Origin of the sequence: Myxococcus sp. MISCRS1 (assembly GCF_026626605.1) — a bacterium.
GTDB lineage: Bacteria > Myxococcota > Myxococcia > Myxococcales > Myxococcaceae > Myxococcus > Myxococcus fulvus.
The window spans coordinates 7,217,714-7,235,099 of record NZ_JAPNKB010000001.1; the positions used below are offsets into that span (position 1 = coordinate 7,217,714).

Genomic DNA, 17,386 nt, shown 5'->3' on the forward strand with positions numbered 1-17,386 from the left:
GGCGCTTGCCCCGGTGGGGGGCGGGTGCCACCCTCCCGCGCCTTGGCTCTTCGCGAGGGACACCATGCAAGCACCCGGACCGAGGATTGAAACCGCGCGCCTCATCCTGCGCCCCACGGCGCTCGAGGACTTCGAGGGCTTCGTCGCCCTGATGTCCGACCCGGACTCGGCGCGGCACATCGGCGGGGTGCAGCCGCGCTCCGTCGTCTGGCGCGGCATGTGCGGGATGGCCGGAGGCTGGGCCCTCCAGGGCTTCTCCATGTTCTCCGTCCTGGAGCGCTCCACGGGCCGGTGGATTGGCCGGGTGGGGCCCTGGTGCCCGGAGGGCTGGCCCGGCACCGAGGTCGGCTGGTCCCTGCTGAAGGAGACGTGGGGCCGTGGCTACGCCACCGAGGCCGCCAGCGCCGCCATGGACTGGGCGGTGGACCACCTGGGCTGGACGGACATCATCCACTCCATCGCCCCGGAGAACGCCCCCTCCCAGCAGGTGGCGCTCCGGCTGGGCTCGCGCCTGAGGGGGCCCGGCAGACTCCCCGCCCCCTTCGAGGCCGCCACGGTGGAGCTGTGGGGGCAGACCCGCGAGGAGTGGCGGGCCCGCCGCGCGGCTCCGTCCATTGGCTGACCCCACGCGTGGGATTCCAGGGCACGACGGGGGCCCTGGTGTTATGTCCGCCGGTGGGCTAGTCCTCGCCCCGGGGGCGTGTTCACCCCGCCAGCTCCCTTTCTCACCGGGCAAGGGAGCGATTAGATTCGAGGTTCGGTTCACCCGAGCCATGCCGTAACTTCGCGACCTGCCACACCCTTGGGTAGCAGGTCCTACACCCCTTCGAAGGAGCGCAACATTCTTCGTGATCAGAGAAGCAGCCGCGGCCAGAGCCGCGACCAGAGGACCAACCGCCGCATCCGCGCCCGCGAAGTCCGCGTCATCGGCTCGGGCGGCGAGCAGCTCGGCGTCATGCCGCTCGAGGCCGCGCTCGAGAAGTCGCGCTCCGAGGGGCTGGACCTCGTCGAGATCAGCCCGATGGCTTCGCCGCCAGTCTGCAAGATCATGGACTACGGCAAGTTCAAGTACGAGGAGAAGAAGAAGGCCTCGGAAGCCAAGCGCGCCCAGGTCGTGGTCCACCTGAAGGAAGTGAAGCTCCGTCCGAAGACGGAGGACCACGACTACGACTTCAAGGTCCGCAACACGCGCCGCTTCATCGAAGAGGGCGACAAGGCGAAGGTCGTCATCCAGTTCCGCGGGCGTGAAATCACGCACAAGGAGCAGGGCACCGCCATCCTCGACGACGTGGCGAAGGACCTGAAGGATGTCGCCGTGGTGGAGCAGCCGCCGCGGATGGAAGGGCGCTTGATGTTCATGATTCTGGCGCCCAACCCGAAGGTGGCCCAGCGCGCCCGCGAGCAGGTCCGCGCCGCCGCGGCCGAGGCCAAGCGCGGCCCGCCGCCCGGCGAGAAGGCCGCCGCGGAGAAGCCTTCCGCCGAGAAGCCCGCCGCCGAGACGCCCGCCGCGCCCGCCGCGGCGAGCACCAGCACCACCACCGAGGAGAACGCGTCCGCACCCGCGTCCACCCCGGCGGGCACCACCCCCTGAAGAAGACGCCCCGCACGCGGTGGATGACCTCCACCGCGTAGGGGAGACGCTCCCGGGCCGCGCCGGTCCTCTTCCAGTCTCCCTGGAATGAGGTGGCGCGGCGGGAGGCATGAGGCGGACAGGCGCAGGGTTGTCCGGTGAAAGCGGTCCAGGCGAACAACCCCTGTCGAGCCGGTGTAGGCTGATAGGTTGGAAGCGCCTGTAAACCGAACTCAGCCCCATGCAGCAGAAGCTCGCCGCCGACATGTCGACGACCGCCGTGCAGACGAAAGGCCCACCCGCGACGGCCCCGCGGAGTGTGCCAGCGCTGACTGTCGTGTCTCATCCCCACCCCCAGCGCATCGGAGAGCAGCTCCTCTTGGAGGTGCTCGCCAGCGTGGGCCGGACGGCGGCCTTGTCGCGCAACGCCCCGGACTTCTCGCGGCCCGGGGGGCTGCTGGCGCTGCCGTTGGGAGACCCCTTCCTCAGCCGGACGCCGGTGCTCTTCGAGCCCGCGGCCCAGGGGGGGCTGCGCCTGCGGGTGCCGGAGGATGGCACCCAGGTGTGCGTGGCCGGCGAGTCGGTGGCCGGGGGCCGGGAGTTCACCCAGGAGGAGCTGGTGGCCGGGGTGCCGCTGGTGCTCGCCGAGCGCGTGGTGCTGCTGCTGCACCTGGCGTCCACGGCCGCCCCGTCGGTCCACCGGGATTTGGGGCTGGTGGGGCAGAGCCAGTCCATCCAGCAGCTTCGCGACGACATCCTGCGGGTGGCGGACCTGGCGGTGCCGGTGCTCATCCGCGGCGAGACGGGCACGGGCAAGGAGCTGGTGGCGCGCGCCATCCACGAGCAGGGGCCGCGCCGCTCGGGGCCGTTCGTCAGCGTGAACCTGGGCGCGCTCTCCAAGGAGCTGGTGGCCGCGGAGCTGTTCGGCGCGCAGCGCGGCGCGTACACGGGCGCCAGCCGCGACCGGGACGGCTTCTTCCGCGCGGCGCACGGCGGCACGCTGTTCCTGGACGAGGTGGGCGAGGCGCCCGCCGAGGTGCAGGCCGCGCTCCTGCGCGTGCTGGAGACGGGCGAGGTGTACCCGGTGGGCGGGCACACGCCGGTGCCGGTGGACGTGCGGCTGGTGGCCGCCACGGACTCCAACCTGGAGGCGCGCATCGAGGAGCGCCTGTTCAAGGCGCCGCTGCTCCACCGGCTGGCGGGCTTCGAGCTGCGCGTGCCTGCCCTGCGCGAGCGGCGCGAGGACATCGGCCCGCTGTTCCTCCACTTCGCCCGGCAGGAGCTGGAGACGACGGGCGAGGGCTGGCGGCTGTCGCCCACGGACCCGCGCGCGGCGCCCTGGCTGCCCGCGTCCGTCGCGGTGCGGCTCTTGCGCTACGCGTGGCCCGGCAACGTGCGGCAATTGCGCAACATCACCCGGCAGCTCGTCATCGGCAGCCGCGGCCTGCCCGGCCTGCGCGTGGACTCGCGGCTGGAGCAGACGCTGGACGCCGAGTCGCTGCCGGTGCCCGGGCGGGTGCTGGCCCCGGCCGGCGCGGGTGTCCCCGAGGCGGCGGGGGAGGCGAAGTCCTCGCGCCGCAAGCCCTCGGAGGTGGGGGAGGACGAGCTGCTCGAGGCGCTGCGCGCGTGCTCGTGGGACCTCAAGGCCACCGCGGACTTCCTCGGCATCCCCCGTCCGTCTGTCTACGTGCTCATCGACAAGAGCTCGCTCATCCGCACCGCGCGGGACTTGAGCCCGGAGGAAATCACCCGCTGCTTCCAGGAGTGCGCGGGAGACCTGGACAAGATGGTGCAGCGGCTGGAGGTCTCCCGCCGCGCGCTCCAGCGCCGCGTGCGCGAGCTGGGCCTGTCGGACGCGTGAGCGCGCCGGACACGTCAGTCCCCGGGGGTGACACGTCGTTGACGTGTCCGCGTGCGCGCGCCGTGCGCGGGTGAAGCACCCGCTCCGAGGGACGGACACGTCGGTCGCCTCTGGTACGGTGCCTGCAACCCACACCGCGCATCTGCGGTTCCAACCCGGAAGGAGTCACGGCCCATGACTGTCACCGTCACCATCACGTCCGACGACATCATCTACAGCCCTTCGAACATCGTGAAGCACGGCGAGGAGGTGGAGTTCAAGCTGCAAGGCATCTCCTCCGCCCTGGTGGTCTTCAAGGACGGGACCACCTGCCTCTCGGGGCCGGGCTCCTTCACCCTGGACACGTCCAATCCGCTGGCGCAGGAGAGCGACCAGCAGGTGACGCAGACGTGCCTCAAGCGCCTCTACCCGTTCGACGTCGTGGTTCCCGCGCCCCCGCCGTCCCAGGCCGCGAGCTTCATCGGCTCCAACGCGGAGACGAAGAAGGGCGGCCTGGACGTGACGACGGACCCGCCCGAGGACCCGAAGAAGTAATCGGGCGTGGGGCTCAGGGCGCGGCGGGCCGGACGGAGAGCTCCAGGTCCGGTGCCAGCCGCGCCTTCCACGTCGAGGCCAGGTGCGGGTTGCTCGCCAGCGCCTGCTCCGCGTCCTCGCGGGCGCGCGCCGTCCACGCCTGACGCTGCTCCGGGACGGCGGTGCCCTCCGCCAGCGCCCACAGGAGCCCGGCGCGCAGCAGCCGTGCCCGGGCCCACTTCGGCCGGGCGGCGAGGATTCGCTCGACGCCCTCCAGGGCGCGCGTCAGCTTCCCGGTCGCGTCCCCGCCCTGGCGCGCCTTCCAGCGCCCCCAGGCCAGCGCCAGCTCGCTCGACGCCAGCACGTACTCCTGGCGCCGGGGGGACAGCGCCACCGCCTGGGCGAGCGCGTCCTCGGTCCGCCGGAAGTCCTCCTCCTTCGCGGTGCCCAGGCGCACCCGCTCGCGCGCGTGCACGTCGAGGAGGGCGCCCTGGTAGCGCCACGCGTAGCCCAGGCGCGGGTTGAGCTGCCGGGCGCGGTCCAGCGCCTCCTGCGCGCGGGTGAGCCCGGGCGCCACGGCGCGCCGCTCCTGCAGCGCGTGCGTGGCCGCGAGCACGTGCACGCGGGCCAGGTTGGTCCAGATGTCCGCGTCGCCGGGCATCATCTCCAGCGTCTTGCGGTAGGCGGCCTCCGCCGTCTTCAGGCCGAAGGACGGGTCCTGCCCGCGCGCCAGGAGGAAGCCCGCGCGCACCGCCTCCACCTCGCCCAGGTTGTTGTAGGCGTAGCTCTGCTGGGGGGCCGCCTCGCGCGCCTGCTCGAAGGCCTCGCGCGCCTCCGTCAGGAGCGCCTCCACGTCCTCGCCCTCCTCCCAGCGCTGCTCGGCCCACCACAGCAGGGCCGCGCCCAGGCCGTTGGCGAGCTGGGGCAGCTTGGGGTTGATGTCGCGGCCCTGACGGTAGAGCGCGAGCGCCCGCTCCAGGTCGGGCCTCGGGTCCTGGCCGTGCTCCTGGCGCCAGCGCGCCAGCTGCTCGGACACGTCCGCGCCCTGGTAGCAGGCGATGACGTTGCGCGGGTTGAGGGCGAGCGCGCGCTGGATGGCCTCCAGCGCGCGGGTGAGGTCCCCCTGCGCGTCCGGCGCCCGGGTGAGGCCCGCCCTCGCGCGGTAGGCGTTGCCCAGGTTGATCCACGCGTCGGCCTGGGTGTCGCGCAGGCGGATGGCGGCCAGGTAGGCGTCGATGGCCTTGCCCTGGTGCTCCAGCGAGTCCAGCCCGAGCCCGCTCTCGTAGTCGGCCCACACCTGATGCGTCACGCCCAGGTTGGCGTGGAAGGCGTAGTCGCGCTCCTCGGGCCCCAGCTGCTCGAAGGCCTCGATGGAGTGGCCCAGCTGCTCGCGCGGGTCCTGGGAGAGCCGCTGCAGGTGGCGCGCCCACAGCCGGTGGATGATGGCCAGGTCCAGCGTGACGCGCTCGGCGGGGGGCGCGAGCTTCAGCGCGGCCCTGGCCGCGTCGATGGCCTTGCCGAAGAGCGCCTCCACGTCCGTCGCGTTCTGGTTGGCGTGCTGCTCTCCCAGCCGGCGGTGCAGCCGCGACAGCACGATGAGCGAGCGGTGGTGTCCGGGCGCGGCCTGGAGCGCGCGTCCCAGGGCGGCGAGGCCCCGCTCGTACGGGGGCTGCACGTCGCCGGAGCCGTACAGCTCCATCACGAGCGCCGCCAGCTCCAGGCGCCCCAGGGCGTAGTGCGTGTCCGGCTGGCTCTCCGCGGTGGAGATGGCCTGGGCATACGCGCGCCGCCCCGCCTCCAGGTCCGCCTGGGAGCCCGCGCTGTCGCCCTGGTGCCAGCGCGCGGTGGCGCGGGCCAGGTGCACGTCGCCGCGCAACAGGGGCGCCTCGTAGAACCAGGGCCAGGTGTTGCCCATGGCGTCCAGGTGCGCCAGGGCCTCCTCGTGACGGCCTTCATGGAAGGCGAACAGGGCCTTCACGTACAAGGGCGGCGCGGGCACGTCCGGCCCCTCGGCCTGGCGCAGGTAGGCCAGCGCCGGGTCGCGGTAGCGCTGCTCCAGCTCGCGCCGGCGCGCCTCGCGCTGCTCCTGGCTCCTCCGCTCGACGTCCAGCAGCAGCTTCTCCCGGTACTGGTCTCCCAGCACCAGCGCCAGCGCCCAGGCGGCGCGGGGCTCGCGGTAGCCGTGGCGCCACGCCGACTCCAGCCGCGCCCGGGCGCCCTCCACGTCGCCCAGGGCCAGGAGCGCGCGGCCCAGCGCGTAGTGCCCGGGGCCCACCGCGTGCTCGCCCGCCTCGCGCACCTCGACCTCCAGCGCGTCCATGCTGGCGCGCAGGGCCTGCTGGTCCTCGCGCGTGTCGTGCAGGCGCGACAGGAAGGAGTAGCGCGCGGCCGCCTCGATGCGCTCCACCCGCTCGGTGAAGCTGCGCGTGAGCCGCTCGCGCTCGGCCACCTCCTTGCGCGCCACCACCGCCTGCCCCAGCGCCAGTGCCACCACCGTCAGCGCCGCCACCGCCAGGCTCAAGGCCACGCGGTGCTTGCGCGCCTTCTTGCGCAGCCGGTAGCCCACGCCCCGCCGCGCCTGCACCGGCTCCCCGCCCAGGAAGCGCTCCAGGTCATCCGCCAGCGCGCGCGCCGAGTCGTACCGGGCCGAGCGCTCCTTCTCCAGGCACTTGAGGACCACCGCCTCCAGGTCCTCGGGGATGTCCCGGTCCACCGCGCGCGGCGGCAGCGGCTCCTGCGTCTGCAGGCGGGTGATGACGTCCTGGCCGCTCCCCGCGAAGGGCGTCTGGCCGGTGAGCAGCACGTACAGCGTGGCGCCCAGCCCGTAGACGTCCACGCGCCGGTCCAGCCGGGACGTGTCCCCGCGGGCCTGCTCGGGGGCCATGTAGTGCGGCGTGCCCATCACCACGCCGCTCTGGCCCGCCTCCTCGCGCCAGTCGCGCGCCAGGCCGAAGTCCATGACGAAGGGCGCGTAACCCCCGTCCTCGGTGCGCTCCACCAGGATGTTGCCGGGCTTGATGTCCCGGTGCACCAGGCCCGCGCGGTGGGCGGCGTGCACGCCCTCGGCGGCCTGCCGCAGCACGAGCACCTTCTGCTCCGGCGTGAGCGTGGCGGCGAGCTGCCCGAGCGGCTGGCCGTCCACGTAGCGCATGGCGATGTAGCCGCGCCCCTGCACCTCGCCGACCTCGTACACCTCGCACACCCGCTCGTGGCGCACCCGGGCCTGGGCCCGCGCCTCCGACAGGAAGCGCCTGGCCAGCTCCGGGTCTCCGCCCTTCACGAACTTGAGCGCGACGTTGCGGCGCAACAGCGGGTCATACGCCAGGAACACCTGCCCCATGCCTCCCTGACCCAGGAAGCGCACCGGCTGGTAGCGGTTCCAGTCCGGCACCGGGAAGACGGGGGCCTCGCTCGCGTCATCCTCCAGGGCGGCGACGGGGGGCGCCACCGGGGGCGTGCGCGGGTCCAGCGTGGTGGCCTCCAGCGGGGCGCCCCCACTGGCCGTGTCCTCCAACGGGGGGCCCAGCTCCTCGCGCAGGGTGCTCAGCGTGTGCTCGCTCACCCCGCCGCGAGCGCGCAGCAGCTCCAGCGGGCTTCTGCCCAGGCCGAGCGCCTCCTCGCGCAGGGCGGTCGCCTCCTGGGCGGAGACGAGCCCGTAGTCCAGCGCGAGGAGCAGCTCCTCCTCGTACCTCTCCTGCGTCTTCCCCGCCTTGTCCACGGCCCCCAGCATACGGGGTTGCGCGACGAGGCGGGGAGACCCGCCGGGAGGTCCACGAGTCCCCGGGGCAGGGGACTGGGGGAAGGGATGTGGACCCCCCGGCGGTGGAAGACGGACTACCGACGCGCCTTGCGGCGGCGCAGGCCCAGCAGGGCCAGCAGGGCCAGGCCCGCCGACGAGGCCGGCGCCGCGCTGCAACCGCCGCCCGCGAAGGCGCGCGAGTTGAGCACCGTCCACCGGTGCTCGGCGGGCGTCGGGTCCACGTTGCCCGCGCTGTCGATGGCGCGCACGCGCAGGACGTGCTCACCCTCGCGGACGTCGTAGGTGTCCTGGCAGGCGACGTAGGGCCCGTTGTCCAGGCTGCACTCGAACGTCACGCCCTCCTCGTTGGAGGCGTAGGCGAACGGGGACTCGGTGTTCCCGGAGCTTGCGCCCGGCGTGCGGCTGAAGGACGTGTCCGGCGCCTGCGTGTCGATGCGGAACGTGTCGACGTTGGAGGGCCCGCTCTCGTTGCCCGAGGTCGGGTCCGTGGCCGTGGCGGTGACGGCGTGCGAGCCATCCGCCAGCGGCGTCGTCGGCGTGCAGCTCCAGTTGCCGCTGGCGTCGGCGGTGGCCGTGCACACCACGGTGGTGCCCTCGCGCACCGTCACCGTGGCGCCCGGCGTGGCGGTGCCGGAGATGGCGGGCGTGGCGTCGGCCAGCACCGAGCCGTTGGCGGGCCCCGTGATGACGGGCGCGCCGGGCACGGTGGTGCTGACGGTGAACGTCACCGGCGCCGAGGGCGGGCTGGTGTTGCCCGCGCCGTCGGTGGCCGTGGCGGTGAGGGTGTGCGGACCCTCGGACAGCGGCGTCGTCGGCGTGCAGCTCCAGTTGCCGCTGGCGTCGGCGGTGGCCGTGCACACCACGGTGCCACCCTCGCGCACCGTCACCGTGGCGCCGGGCTCCGAGGTGCCGCTGATGGGCGGCGTGCCGGTGGACACCGTGGAGCCACCCGCGGGGCCCGAGATGACCGGCGCGCCCGGGGCGGTGGTGTCCACGATGAACGTCGTCGGAGCGGAGGTCTCGCTGGTGCTGCCCTCCGGGGTGACGGCCGTAGCGGTGAGGGTGTGCGAGCCGTCCGGCAGCGGCGTCGTCGGCGTGCAGCTCCAGTTGCCGCTGGCATCGGTGGTGGCCGTGCACACCACGGTGGTGCCCTCGCGCACCGTGACGGTGGTGCCCGGGGCGGACGTGCCGCTGATGGGCGGCGTGCCGGTGGACACCGTGGAGCCATTGGCCGGACCCGTGATGACGGGCGTCGTCGGCGGGGTCAGCTCGACGATGATGGTGGCCGGCGGAGCCGTCTCCGTGGCGCCCACCTCCGTGGAGGTGAGGACCACCGAGTGCGTGCCCTCGGGGATGTTGCCCAGATCGCACGTCCAGCGGCCGGCGGCGTCCACCACCACGGTGCACACCGGCGTGGTGCCACCGTCGACGTAGACGTCGATGGTGGAGCCCGGCGAGCCGGTGCCGCCGATGACCGGGTCCGTCACACCGCCCGGCGCCGGGTCCGTCAGCACGGGGATGAGCTGGCAGATGGACAGCGAGTCCACCCGGTAGGCCACCTGCGTCTCCGTGTTGTTGTTGTCGGCGCAGTCGGTGTCGACGAGCGCCAGGCGCACCTCGCCCGAGAGCGCGTCGAAGTCCTGGTGATGCCCGAAGCCCAGGCCCATCGCCGCGTCGCGGGTGGCGGAGGCCGGGCCCGACAGCGGCAGGCGGCCCAGCGTGAAGCGCTGGGTCCCCGCGCCCGTGACGTGGTTGAAGCCGAACAGGCCCGGGTACCAGTTGTCGGTGCCCGAGTAGCTCACCGCGCCGGAGACATAGGCCGCGCGGTAGCGGCCCGGCACGGTGAGCGCCGCCTCGGCGGCGAGCGCCGCCAGGTCCGGCTGGGCGATGTCCGACACGTTGGTGCACTGCGAGCGACCCAGCCGCGTGTAGAGGGCGTGCACGTCGGTGTTCTTGCAGCCGTGGCCCGCCTCGATGGTGCAGGTGGCCGAGCAGCCGTCGCCCGCGGTGGTGTTGCCGTCGTCGCACGCCTCGGCGGCGGCCTTGATGCCGTCGCCGCACGTCACCGCGCACGCGGAGGGCTGGCCCGCGCAGCTGTAGCCCGTCTCGACGGTGCAGGTGGCCGAGCAGCCGTCGTTGGCGGTGGTGTCACCGTCGTCGCACTGCTCACCCTCGTCCAACAGCCCGTTGCCGCAGACGTTGGCGCTGATGCAGACGTTCGAGTAGGGGTTGCACAGGCCGCTGTCGCAGACGCCGGACGCGGCGCAGGGCTGGCCGTTGGACCACAGGCAGCGCGGCGAGCAGGTGTCACCGGACTCCAGATTGCCGTCGTCGCACACCTCGCCGCCGGCCACCGTGCCGTCGCCGCAGGTGGTGGCGCAGGTGCTGGGCTGACCGCTGCACGTGTATCCCGGCTCCTGGGCGCACGTGTTGGAGCAGCCGTCGCCGGAGGTGGTGTTGTTGTCGTCGCACGTCTCGCCGGGGTTCACGACGCCGTTGCCGCACGTCTGGCTGCACACGTTGCCCGGGGGCGGGCAGCTGTAGCCCGGCTCCACGGCGCAGGTGGCCGAGCAGCCGTCCCCCGCGACGGTGTTGCCGTCATCGCACGTCTCCGCGCCGGCGCGGATGCCGTCGCCGCAGACGGTGGTGCACGTGGAGGGCGCGCCGGAGCACTGGTAGCCCGACTCCACCGCGCAGCCCTGGCTGCAGCCGTCGCCGTTGGAGGTGTTGTTGTCGTCGCACTCCTCGTTGGCGTCCACCGCGCCGTTGCCGCAGGTGGCGACACACACGGACGGGCCGCTCGCGGGGCGGCTGCACGAGTAGCCCGGCTCCGGCTTGCACTCGGTGGCGCAGCCGTCACCCGGGTTCAGGTTACCGTCGTCGCACGTCTCGCCCGGGTCCACGGTGCCGTTGCCGCACGTCTTCACGCACGGCTGGCCCACGGTGGGGCAGGTGTAGCCCAGCTCCAGGGTGCAGGCGTTGGAGCAGCCGTCGCCCAGGTTCGTGTTGCCGTCGTCGCACAGCTCGCCCGGGTTGAGCACGCCGTTGCCGCACGTGGGCGCGCAGTTGGAGGGCGCGCCCGAGCACTCGTAGCCGTTCTCGACGCGGCACGCGTTGGAGCAGCCGTCGCCGGACATGTTGTTGCCGTCGTCGCACAGCTCGCCCGGGTCCACCGCGCCGTTGCCGCACGTGGCGACGCAGGCCTGGCCGGGGGTGGGGCACGCGTAGCCGGACTCCACGCGGCAGGACGCGTTGCAGCCGTCGTTCGGCGTGAGGTTGCCGTCGTCGCACTGCTCGCCGGAGTTGAGCAGGCCGTTGCCGCACGTGGCCGCGCAGGAGCTGGGCTGGCCGCTGCAGCCGTAGCCGGGCTCGATGCCGCACGTGGCGCTGCAGCCGTCGCCGCTGGACGTGTCGCCGTCGTCGCACTCCTCGCGGGGGGACACCACGCCGTCGCCGCAGCGGTCGTCGTAGGCGTCCACGAAGAGGTAGCGGAAGGCGTTGGGGGGCGACGCCTCGTTCTCGTTGCACAGCTCCAGCCGGTTGAGGCCCGTCTTCCAGGCCGCCGTGGTGCCGAACTCACGGATGATGCTCTTCTGCCACGGCGAGCCCGGGGGCTCGCTCACGGTGACGGGCGTGAAGGGCTGCCCGTTGACGGTGGCGCCGTCGAACGAGTTGTCGTTGAACGTGGCGATGCGCATGCGGAACTGCGCGACGTTCGTCGTCGAGGGGATGATGAAGTCCTGGTAGACGCACGTGGGGGCACCCAGCGGGGCCACCATGAAGGTGGCGGTCTGGATCTCCTGCGGCCAGTCCTCGGCGCTGCGCGCGCCGACGGCCGCGCCCGTCGTGGTGCCGGAGTAGAACCAGTGCGGGTCCGCGCCGGATTCCAGGCGGCGGTTGTTCTGGTCCACGCCCGTGTTGAAGAAGGCGATGCCCGCCCTCACGCAGCGGCTGGGCGTGCCGGAGCAGGCGAAGCCGGGCTCCACCTCGCACATCCGGTTGCAGCCGTCGCCCTCGGTGCGGTTGCCGTCGTCGCAGACCTCCTGGTCGAAGTTGGGCCACTGGCGGTTGTTGAACGCGCCGTTGCCGCACAGGGACAAATCACACGTCGTCGAGCAGCCGTTGCCCTCCTGCGTCGTGTTGCCGTCGTCGCAGGCCTCGCCCGGGTTGACCTCGTTGTTGCCGCACAGCGACGCGAGCGAACAGGCCCGTCCGGGGACGTGACACAGGTAGCCTGCCTCGATGGTGCCGGTGGCGGAACAGCCGTCGCCGCTCACCGTGTTGCCGTCGTCGCACTCCTCTCCGGGCTGGATGCGCCCGTCACCGACGACGGGGGCGGCCAGCTCGGAGCGCTGCGCGCCGGGCGCCTCGGTCGAGACGAGCGCGGTGGGCTGCTGCTCCTGGCAGCCGGTGAGGGTGGTGATGAGCGCCAGGGCGAGCGCGGCCACGGACGGGCCCGTCCGGGCCCGCTTCATGGCGATGGGATGCGTGTCTGATGATGGCATGGAAGGTCTTTCCTCACTTCTCGAGGGTGTCGGTGGGCTCGCCGCTCTTCGTCTCGACGCCATCGGCGTCACCGACGATGCGGAACTCCACGCGGCGGTTCTTGGCGCGGCCGGCCTTGGTGGTGTTCTCCGCGATGGGCTTCTGGGGACCGAAGCCGCGCGGCTCCAGCCGCTCGCGCTTGACGCCCTTGCCCTCCAGGTACTTCACCACCGCCTCGGCGCGGCGCTGCGACAGGTCCAGGTTGTAGTCGGCCTTGCCCGTGTTGTCGGTGTGGCCCTCGACGCGCACCTTCTCGATTTCGGGGTGCGACACGAGGATGGCGGCCACGCCGTCGAGCAGCTTGAAGCTGCGCGGGCTGATGAGGTCCTTGTTGTTCTCGAAGAAGACGGCCTCGAGGATGCGAATCTGGCCCTCGCCAATCTGCGCGAGCTGCTTCTGCTTGCAGCCGTGGTTCTTCACCGGTCCCGGCTCGTCCGGGCAGTTGTCCAGCCGGTCCACCAGACCGTCGTTGTCGCGGTCCTTGTCCGGGCAGCCGCGGTTCTCCTTCGGGCCCGCCTCGTTCATGCAGGCGTCCTTGGCGTCGAGCACGCCGTCGTTGTCGTTGTCCGGGTCCGGGCAGCCGTCCTCGTCCTGGAAGCCGTCCTTGTCCTCGGGCTCCTTCGGGCACGCGTCCTTGGAGTCGGTGACGCCGTCGTTGTCGGAGTCCGGGTCATCCGGGCAGCCGTCCTCGTCCTGGAAGCCGTTGATGTTCTCCGGCTGGGCGGGGCACTTGTCGGCCAGGTTGGGGATGCCGTCCTTGTCGTCGTCCCCGTCCGGGCAGCCGTTGAGCTCGGCGAGGCCGGGCGTGGTGGGGCAGCGGTCCTGCGCGTTCGTCACGCCGTCGCCGTCCGCGTCCAGGTCGGGACAGCGCGCGGGCTCGTGGGGCTGGCCCGCGACACATGCGGGCGCATCGTCGCGGGGGCCGAAGTTGACGCCCGCCAGCACGCGGAACTCGGGCGTGCCGGGCGTCCGGCCGAAGCCCGGGCCGCCCATGACGTAGAACTCGGTGCCCGCCTTGACCGGCGAGCGCAGGCCCAGCAGCACCTCCATCGACTCGGGCGCGTCCGCGAACGGCAGGGTGCCGCGCACCACCAGCTCCTCGCGCAGGCCGAACAGGTGGGCCGTCACGTTGACGCCGCCGTTCATCTCCACGCCCAGCTCGTCCTGCAGCGGGTCCGCGTTGGGCGTCAGCGCGTACTTCTTGGTGCGCACCAGCGCGCCCACGTCCGCGCCCACGCGCCAGCCGTCGCCCACCTTCTTGCCCAGGCCCAGGCGGGGGGTGAAGACGAAGCCCTGGTCCCGCGTGAGCGTGTCCTTGCTGCCCAAAGGCAGCGCCGCGCCCAGGTGCAGGCCCACGTCCAGCGGGCCACCGCGCGCCTCGGACAACAGCCCCGCGCGCGCCTGCGCCCACGGCGTGCCCAGCGCGAGCGTGGACGGCGTCTGGAAGCCGAGCGCCGTCGTGTCCGGGCCCCACTGCGAGACGATGGGAACTTGAAGACCCAACTCCAACCAGTCCGTCACGGCGTAGGCGCCGCTCAGGTGCACCGTCACGCGGTCCGAGATGATGGTGCCCACTTCATCGTCGTTGCGCAGCAGCACCAGCGGCTTGCGCTCGTAGTGGGCCGTGAGCCCCAGCCGGAAGGTGCCGTCCGGGAGCAAGTCACCGGTGGACAGCACCAGGCTGTCCTTGGCGCCGGGGTTGAGCTGCAACCGCTCCAGCTCCAGGTTGGGAATCCGCTGGACCTGCGCTTGAGCGGAGAGGGCCCAGAGAACGGCCAGCCCTCCGAGCAGGGAATGATGACTTCGAGAATTCAAGGGTTCCTCCACGTCCGGGCGTCGCACTGAGCGCGCGCACGGCCTTCTGCCACGACTGTGTGGGTATGGACAGCTGCATGGCACGGGCCATCGCGTCACCGAATGGGACGTGAGGACCTGCGAGGCTTTGCTGACGTGTCAGGAGGTCCATTGGCCCGCACCGACGCGCCATTGACGTGTCAGCGAAAGGGGGCGGGTGCTGGCATACCCTCCCGGAGTCTCCCCCTCCGAGAGGGTGGGAACACCTCACGCTAGCGCAGCGGCAAATCCAACCAGGAGGGTCCGCCCACGGTCAGCGTGGCGTTGAGGGTGTTGGCGCCGAGGTAGAGCGGGTCCTCGGTGTCGACCACGAGCGCGAGCTGATGCCAGGCCGGGACGTCATACGCGGTGGCGGGGAACACCAGGTCCAGGTCGAGCGGCGTGCCTGGCGTGGCGCCGTGCCAGCTCAGCGGCACGTGGGTGACGAGGCCGCCGAAGTCCCCCACGGCGTCATAGAGATAGGCGACCACGGTACCGGAGGCCGTCGTCGGGGTGATGCGCAGCCGCAGCGTGGCGGTGCCGCGCAGGGACAGCTCGCGCGAGGACGGCGGCGAGGTCCACACGCCCGCGCGCAGCCGGTTGACGCCCGGCAGCCACACGATGGGAGGGATTCCCGTCAGCGCCTGCAGACCGTTGGTCAGCAGCGGCACCCCCGCGTCGGCGATGGTATCGACGCCGCCCCAGAGGGTCCGCGCGCCGCTCGTGGATGGGGCGCCTCCGAGCGTGCCGGTGCCATCGAGCAGCCGGATGGCGCCCAGGCCGAGGCGCTGGGTGCTGGAGGAGACAGCGGCCCAGGTGGAATAACCCTCCACGTCGCCGTCGTAGGTGCGCAGGACGAGCGGCGGCTCGTTGGCGATGCCCGTGTCGATGCCGGCGACGTGCTGGTCCAGCCACCGCGTCACGCTGGTCCACACGGGGTTGGGCAGGCCGACCAGGCCCGTGGCCTCGACGACGGCGTGGTCCCCGGGCGCGAGCTCCAATCGCTTGGGGCCGGTGAGCTGGCTGAAGAAGGAGACGAGCTGGTTGGGAGGGAACATGCTGTCGCCGTACGCGTTGGCGATGAGGATGGCGGGCGCGTTGGCGTTGATGCGGTCCACGTAGGTGGAGGCGGAGCGGAGGCGCCCCCACTGCTTGAGGCCCTCGATGTCCCGGTTGGCGAAGTAGTCGTCGATGCGGGTCCGCAGCTCGGGGCTGGGACGGCCGAGGAAGCGCGCGGCCAGGTCCAGCAGCGCCACCGCCTGGGGCCTGCGCGTGTCACCGCCGTACAGCGACGCCACCAGGTCCGTCCATCCGGAGAGCGCGGCCACGGCCTTCACGCGCGAGTCGAAGCCGGAGGCGATGAGGGAGATGCCCGCGCCGTACGACACGCCCGCGAGGCCGATGCGCGCCGCGTTCGTCGGCGTGTTCGCCACCAGCCAGTCGAGCACGCGCGAGGTGTCCGCGATGTCCGCCGGGCCCGCCGTGTCGATTCCACCCCCCGACGCCCAGAAGCCCCGAGGCGTGTACGACAGCACCACGTAGCCCCGCTCGGCCAACGCCTTGGCCTGGGCCAGGTACTCCAGGTCGTTGAGTCCCCAACTGGAGATGAACACGACGGCCGGGTGGGGACCGGGCGTCGTCGGGGCGATGTGGTTGGCCTTGAGCACCACCCCGTCGCCCACCGGGATGTCCACGAACTTGAAGCCCGTCGTCGCCGCGGCCGTGAGCACGCCGTGGGCAACCGGGAGTGGCGAGGGCACCGCCGCCGTCGCGAGGACGGGTATCAACAATGCGACGAACAGGGACGAACGGGGGAACCACCGCGAGAGCAGACGCTGCGCCATGGAGCACCTCACCGGACTGCGAGGGGTCGCTCACGGTAGAGAGGGATTGATTCGTCAATCAAGGTTCCCTGATACGGCGTGTTGAGCAGGTTTCATCGCGAGGGGAGGGTGTAGCGGCCTTCCTTGTGGAGCTCGCGGTGGATGCCGTGGAGGAGGTCCGCGGCGCGCAGCTGTTGGGGCATGCGGATGACGGCTTTGAGACACGCGTGGCGGAGCACGTTGATGATGGCGCCGCCGGACAGCTCGTGCTCGCGCGCGAGCTTCGCGAGGTCCACGTCGGGGGCCAGCGGGAAGGGTTTGTCCTTGAAGCACGCCTCCCACAGCCGCAGGCGCTGCGCGGGGCCGGGCATGGGGAAGTGAATCATCGACTGGAAGCGGCGGGCGAAGGCCTCGTCGAAGTGCGCGCGCTGGTTGCTGGCGAGGATGGCGATGCCGGGGAAGTCCTCGATGCGCTGGAGCAGGTAGGAGATTTGTTGATTGGCCGCGTGGTCATTGGCGTTGCGTGACTCGGTGCGCTTGCCGAAGAGGGCGTCGGCCTCGTCGAAGAAGAGGATCCAACGTTGGAGCTGGGCGTGGTCGAAGAGGCTGGCGAGGTTCTTCTCCGTCTCGCCGATGTACTTGGACACCACCTTGGACAGGTCGACGCGGTAGACGGGCAGGCCGGTGGCCTTGCCGAGCAGGGTCGCGGTGAGTGTCTTGCCGGTGCCGGGAGGGCCGTGGAAGAGCGTGCGGTAGCCGGGCTTGAGCTGCTTCTTCAGGCCCCAGTCCTCCAGGAGCGTCCCCTGGTGGCGGGCCCAGGTGATGATGTCCTCGACGTCGTCGCGCAGGGGCGCGTCGAGCACCAGGTCCTCCCAGCCCTGCATCGTGGTGATGCGCTGCGCGGGGAACTCCGGGCCGAAGGGCGGCTGGTAGTGGGCGCCGGTGGTGAGGCGCTCGAGGGCCTCGGGGGTGAGCTGGAGCGCGGCGGACAGCGGGGGCTCCTCCGGGTGACGGCGCTCCAGTCGCAGCACGCGGCGCGCGAACAGCGGGTGGTCGGGGTGGAAGAGGGGCAGGTGCGTCAGCCGCGCCTGGAGGTCGTCTCCGGCGAGCAGGAACAGCGCAGTCTCGCCGGTGGGGAGGATGCCGCCGTGGGACTGGCCCACGACGCCGCCGAACTCGGTGAAGCGGCGGTCCAGGGCCTGGTTGCGCAGGAAGAGCGGGTCCAGCGCGGCGGGCTGGAGGTGGGGCAGCGCGGCGAGGATGAGGAGCAGTCGCTCGGCGGGGGTGCAGTGGAGTTCGCGGAGCAGCTCGGCGTAGGGGGCCTCGAGGGTGGGGAGGGGTGGCGGCGGGAGGGTGTCGAGGAGCGGCGCGGGCAGGGGGCTCCCGGCGTGTTGTTGGAGTCGGAGGTCCAGCCACTGGGTGAGCCAGGCGACCTCGGCCCGGAGGCACTCGGCGTTGGTGGAGGGCGAGCGGAGGTCCAT

Annotated in this window: 9 protein-coding genes; 4 read left to right on the plus strand and 5 right to left on the minus strand. The window is 72.3% G+C overall.

Features of this window, described 5'->3' with window-relative positions; all coding sequences use genetic code 11:
• The first annotated feature begins 64 nt into the window (after nucleotides 1–64).
• From OWM54_RS28755 to OWM54_RS28770, 4 genes are all read left to right on the plus strand, one after another.
• The gene (locus OWM54_RS28755) at nucleotides 65–622 is read left to right on the plus strand and encodes a GNAT family N-acetyltransferase (protein ID WP_223751395.1); all 558 of its coding nucleotides are present in this window, start codon (nucleotides 65–67) and stop codon (nucleotides 620–622) included.
• A gap of 219 nt (nucleotides 623–841) precedes the next feature.
• A complete protein-coding gene (infC, locus tag OWM54_RS28760; RefSeq protein ID WP_223751407.1) occupies nucleotides 842–1,591 on the plus strand; it encodes a translation initiation factor IF-3 in 750 nt (249 codons plus the stop codon).
• Between the two features lie 220 nt (nucleotides 1,592–1,811).
• The gene (locus OWM54_RS28765) at nucleotides 1,812–3,431 is read left to right on the plus strand and encodes a sigma 54-interacting transcriptional regulator (protein WP_223751396.1); all 1,620 of its coding nucleotides are present in this window, start codon (nucleotides 1,812–1,814) and stop codon (nucleotides 3,429–3,431) included.
• Nucleotides 3,432–3,605: 174 nt separating this feature from the next.
• On the plus strand, nucleotides 3,606–3,965 hold the full coding sequence (locus OWM54_RS28770; RefSeq protein WP_223751397.1) for a hypothetical protein: 360 nt from the start codon (nucleotides 3,606–3,608) through the stop codon (nucleotides 3,963–3,965).
• Between the two features lie 13 nt (nucleotides 3,966–3,978).
• On the opposite strand, the gene OWM54_RS28775 is transcribed toward OWM54_RS28770, so the two are convergent.
• The 5 genes from OWM54_RS28775 to OWM54_RS28795 all read right to left on the minus strand — a co-directional run bounded on the left by OWM54_RS28775 (nucleotide 3,979) and on the right by OWM54_RS28795 (nucleotide 17,386).
• A complete protein-coding gene (locus OWM54_RS28775; protein WP_223751398.1) occupies nucleotides 3,979–7,674 on the minus strand; it encodes a serine/threonine-protein kinase in 3,696 nt (1,231 codons plus the stop codon).
• A 104-nt stretch (nucleotides 7,675–7,778) separates the two neighbouring features.
• The gene (locus tag OWM54_RS28780) at nucleotides 7,779–12,209 is read right to left on the minus strand and encodes a DUF4215 domain-containing protein (protein ID WP_267699583.1); all 4,431 of its coding nucleotides are present in this window, start codon (nucleotides 12,207–12,209) and stop codon (nucleotides 7,779–7,781) included.
• A gap of 13 nt (nucleotides 12,210–12,222) precedes the next feature.
• On the minus strand, nucleotides 12,223–14,064 hold the full coding sequence (locus OWM54_RS28785) for an OmpA family protein (protein ID WP_223781540.1): 1,842 nt from the start codon (nucleotides 14,062–14,064) through the stop codon (nucleotides 12,223–12,225).
• A gap of 251 nt (nucleotides 14,065–14,315) precedes the next feature.
• Nucleotides 14,316–15,926 (minus strand): CocE/NonD family hydrolase, encoded by a 1,611-nt coding sequence (locus OWM54_RS28790; protein ID WP_267699584.1) that lies wholly within the window; start codon nucleotides 15,924–15,926, stop codon nucleotides 14,316–14,318.
• 92 nt (nucleotides 15,927–16,018) lie between these two features.
• Entirely contained in the window at nucleotides 16,019–17,386 is a 1,368-nt protein-coding gene (locus OWM54_RS28795) for an ATP-binding protein (protein ID WP_223781542.1), read from the minus strand.

Bases quoted from the DNA above. Each gene is read 5' to 3' on its own strand.
- OWM54_RS28790 (WP_267699584.1), bottom strand. From the start codon at position 15,926: ATGGCGCAGCGTCTGCTCTCGCGGTGGTTCCCCCGTTCGTCCCTGTTC.
- OWM54_RS28770 (WP_223751397.1), top strand. From the start codon at position 3,606: ATGACTGTCACCGTCACCATCACGTCCGACGACATCATCTACAGCCCT.
- OWM54_RS28755 (WP_223751395.1), top strand. From the start codon at position 65: ATGCAAGCACCCGGACCGAGGATTGAAACCGCGCGCCTCATCCTGCGC.
- OWM54_RS28775 (WP_223751398.1), bottom strand. From the start codon at position 7,674: ATGCTGGGGGCCGTGGACAAGGCGGGGAAGACGCAGGAGAGGTACGAG.
- OWM54_RS28795 (WP_223781542.1), bottom strand. From the start codon at position 17,386: ATGGACCTCCGCTCGCCCTCCACCAACGCCGAGTGCCTCCGGGCCGAG.
- OWM54_RS28780 (WP_267699583.1), bottom strand. From the start codon at position 12,209: ATGCCATCATCAGACACGCATCCCATCGCCATGAAGCGGGCCCGGACG.
- OWM54_RS28765 (WP_223751396.1), top strand. From the start codon at position 1,812: ATGCAGCAGAAGCTCGCCGCCGACATGTCGACGACCGCCGTGCAGACG.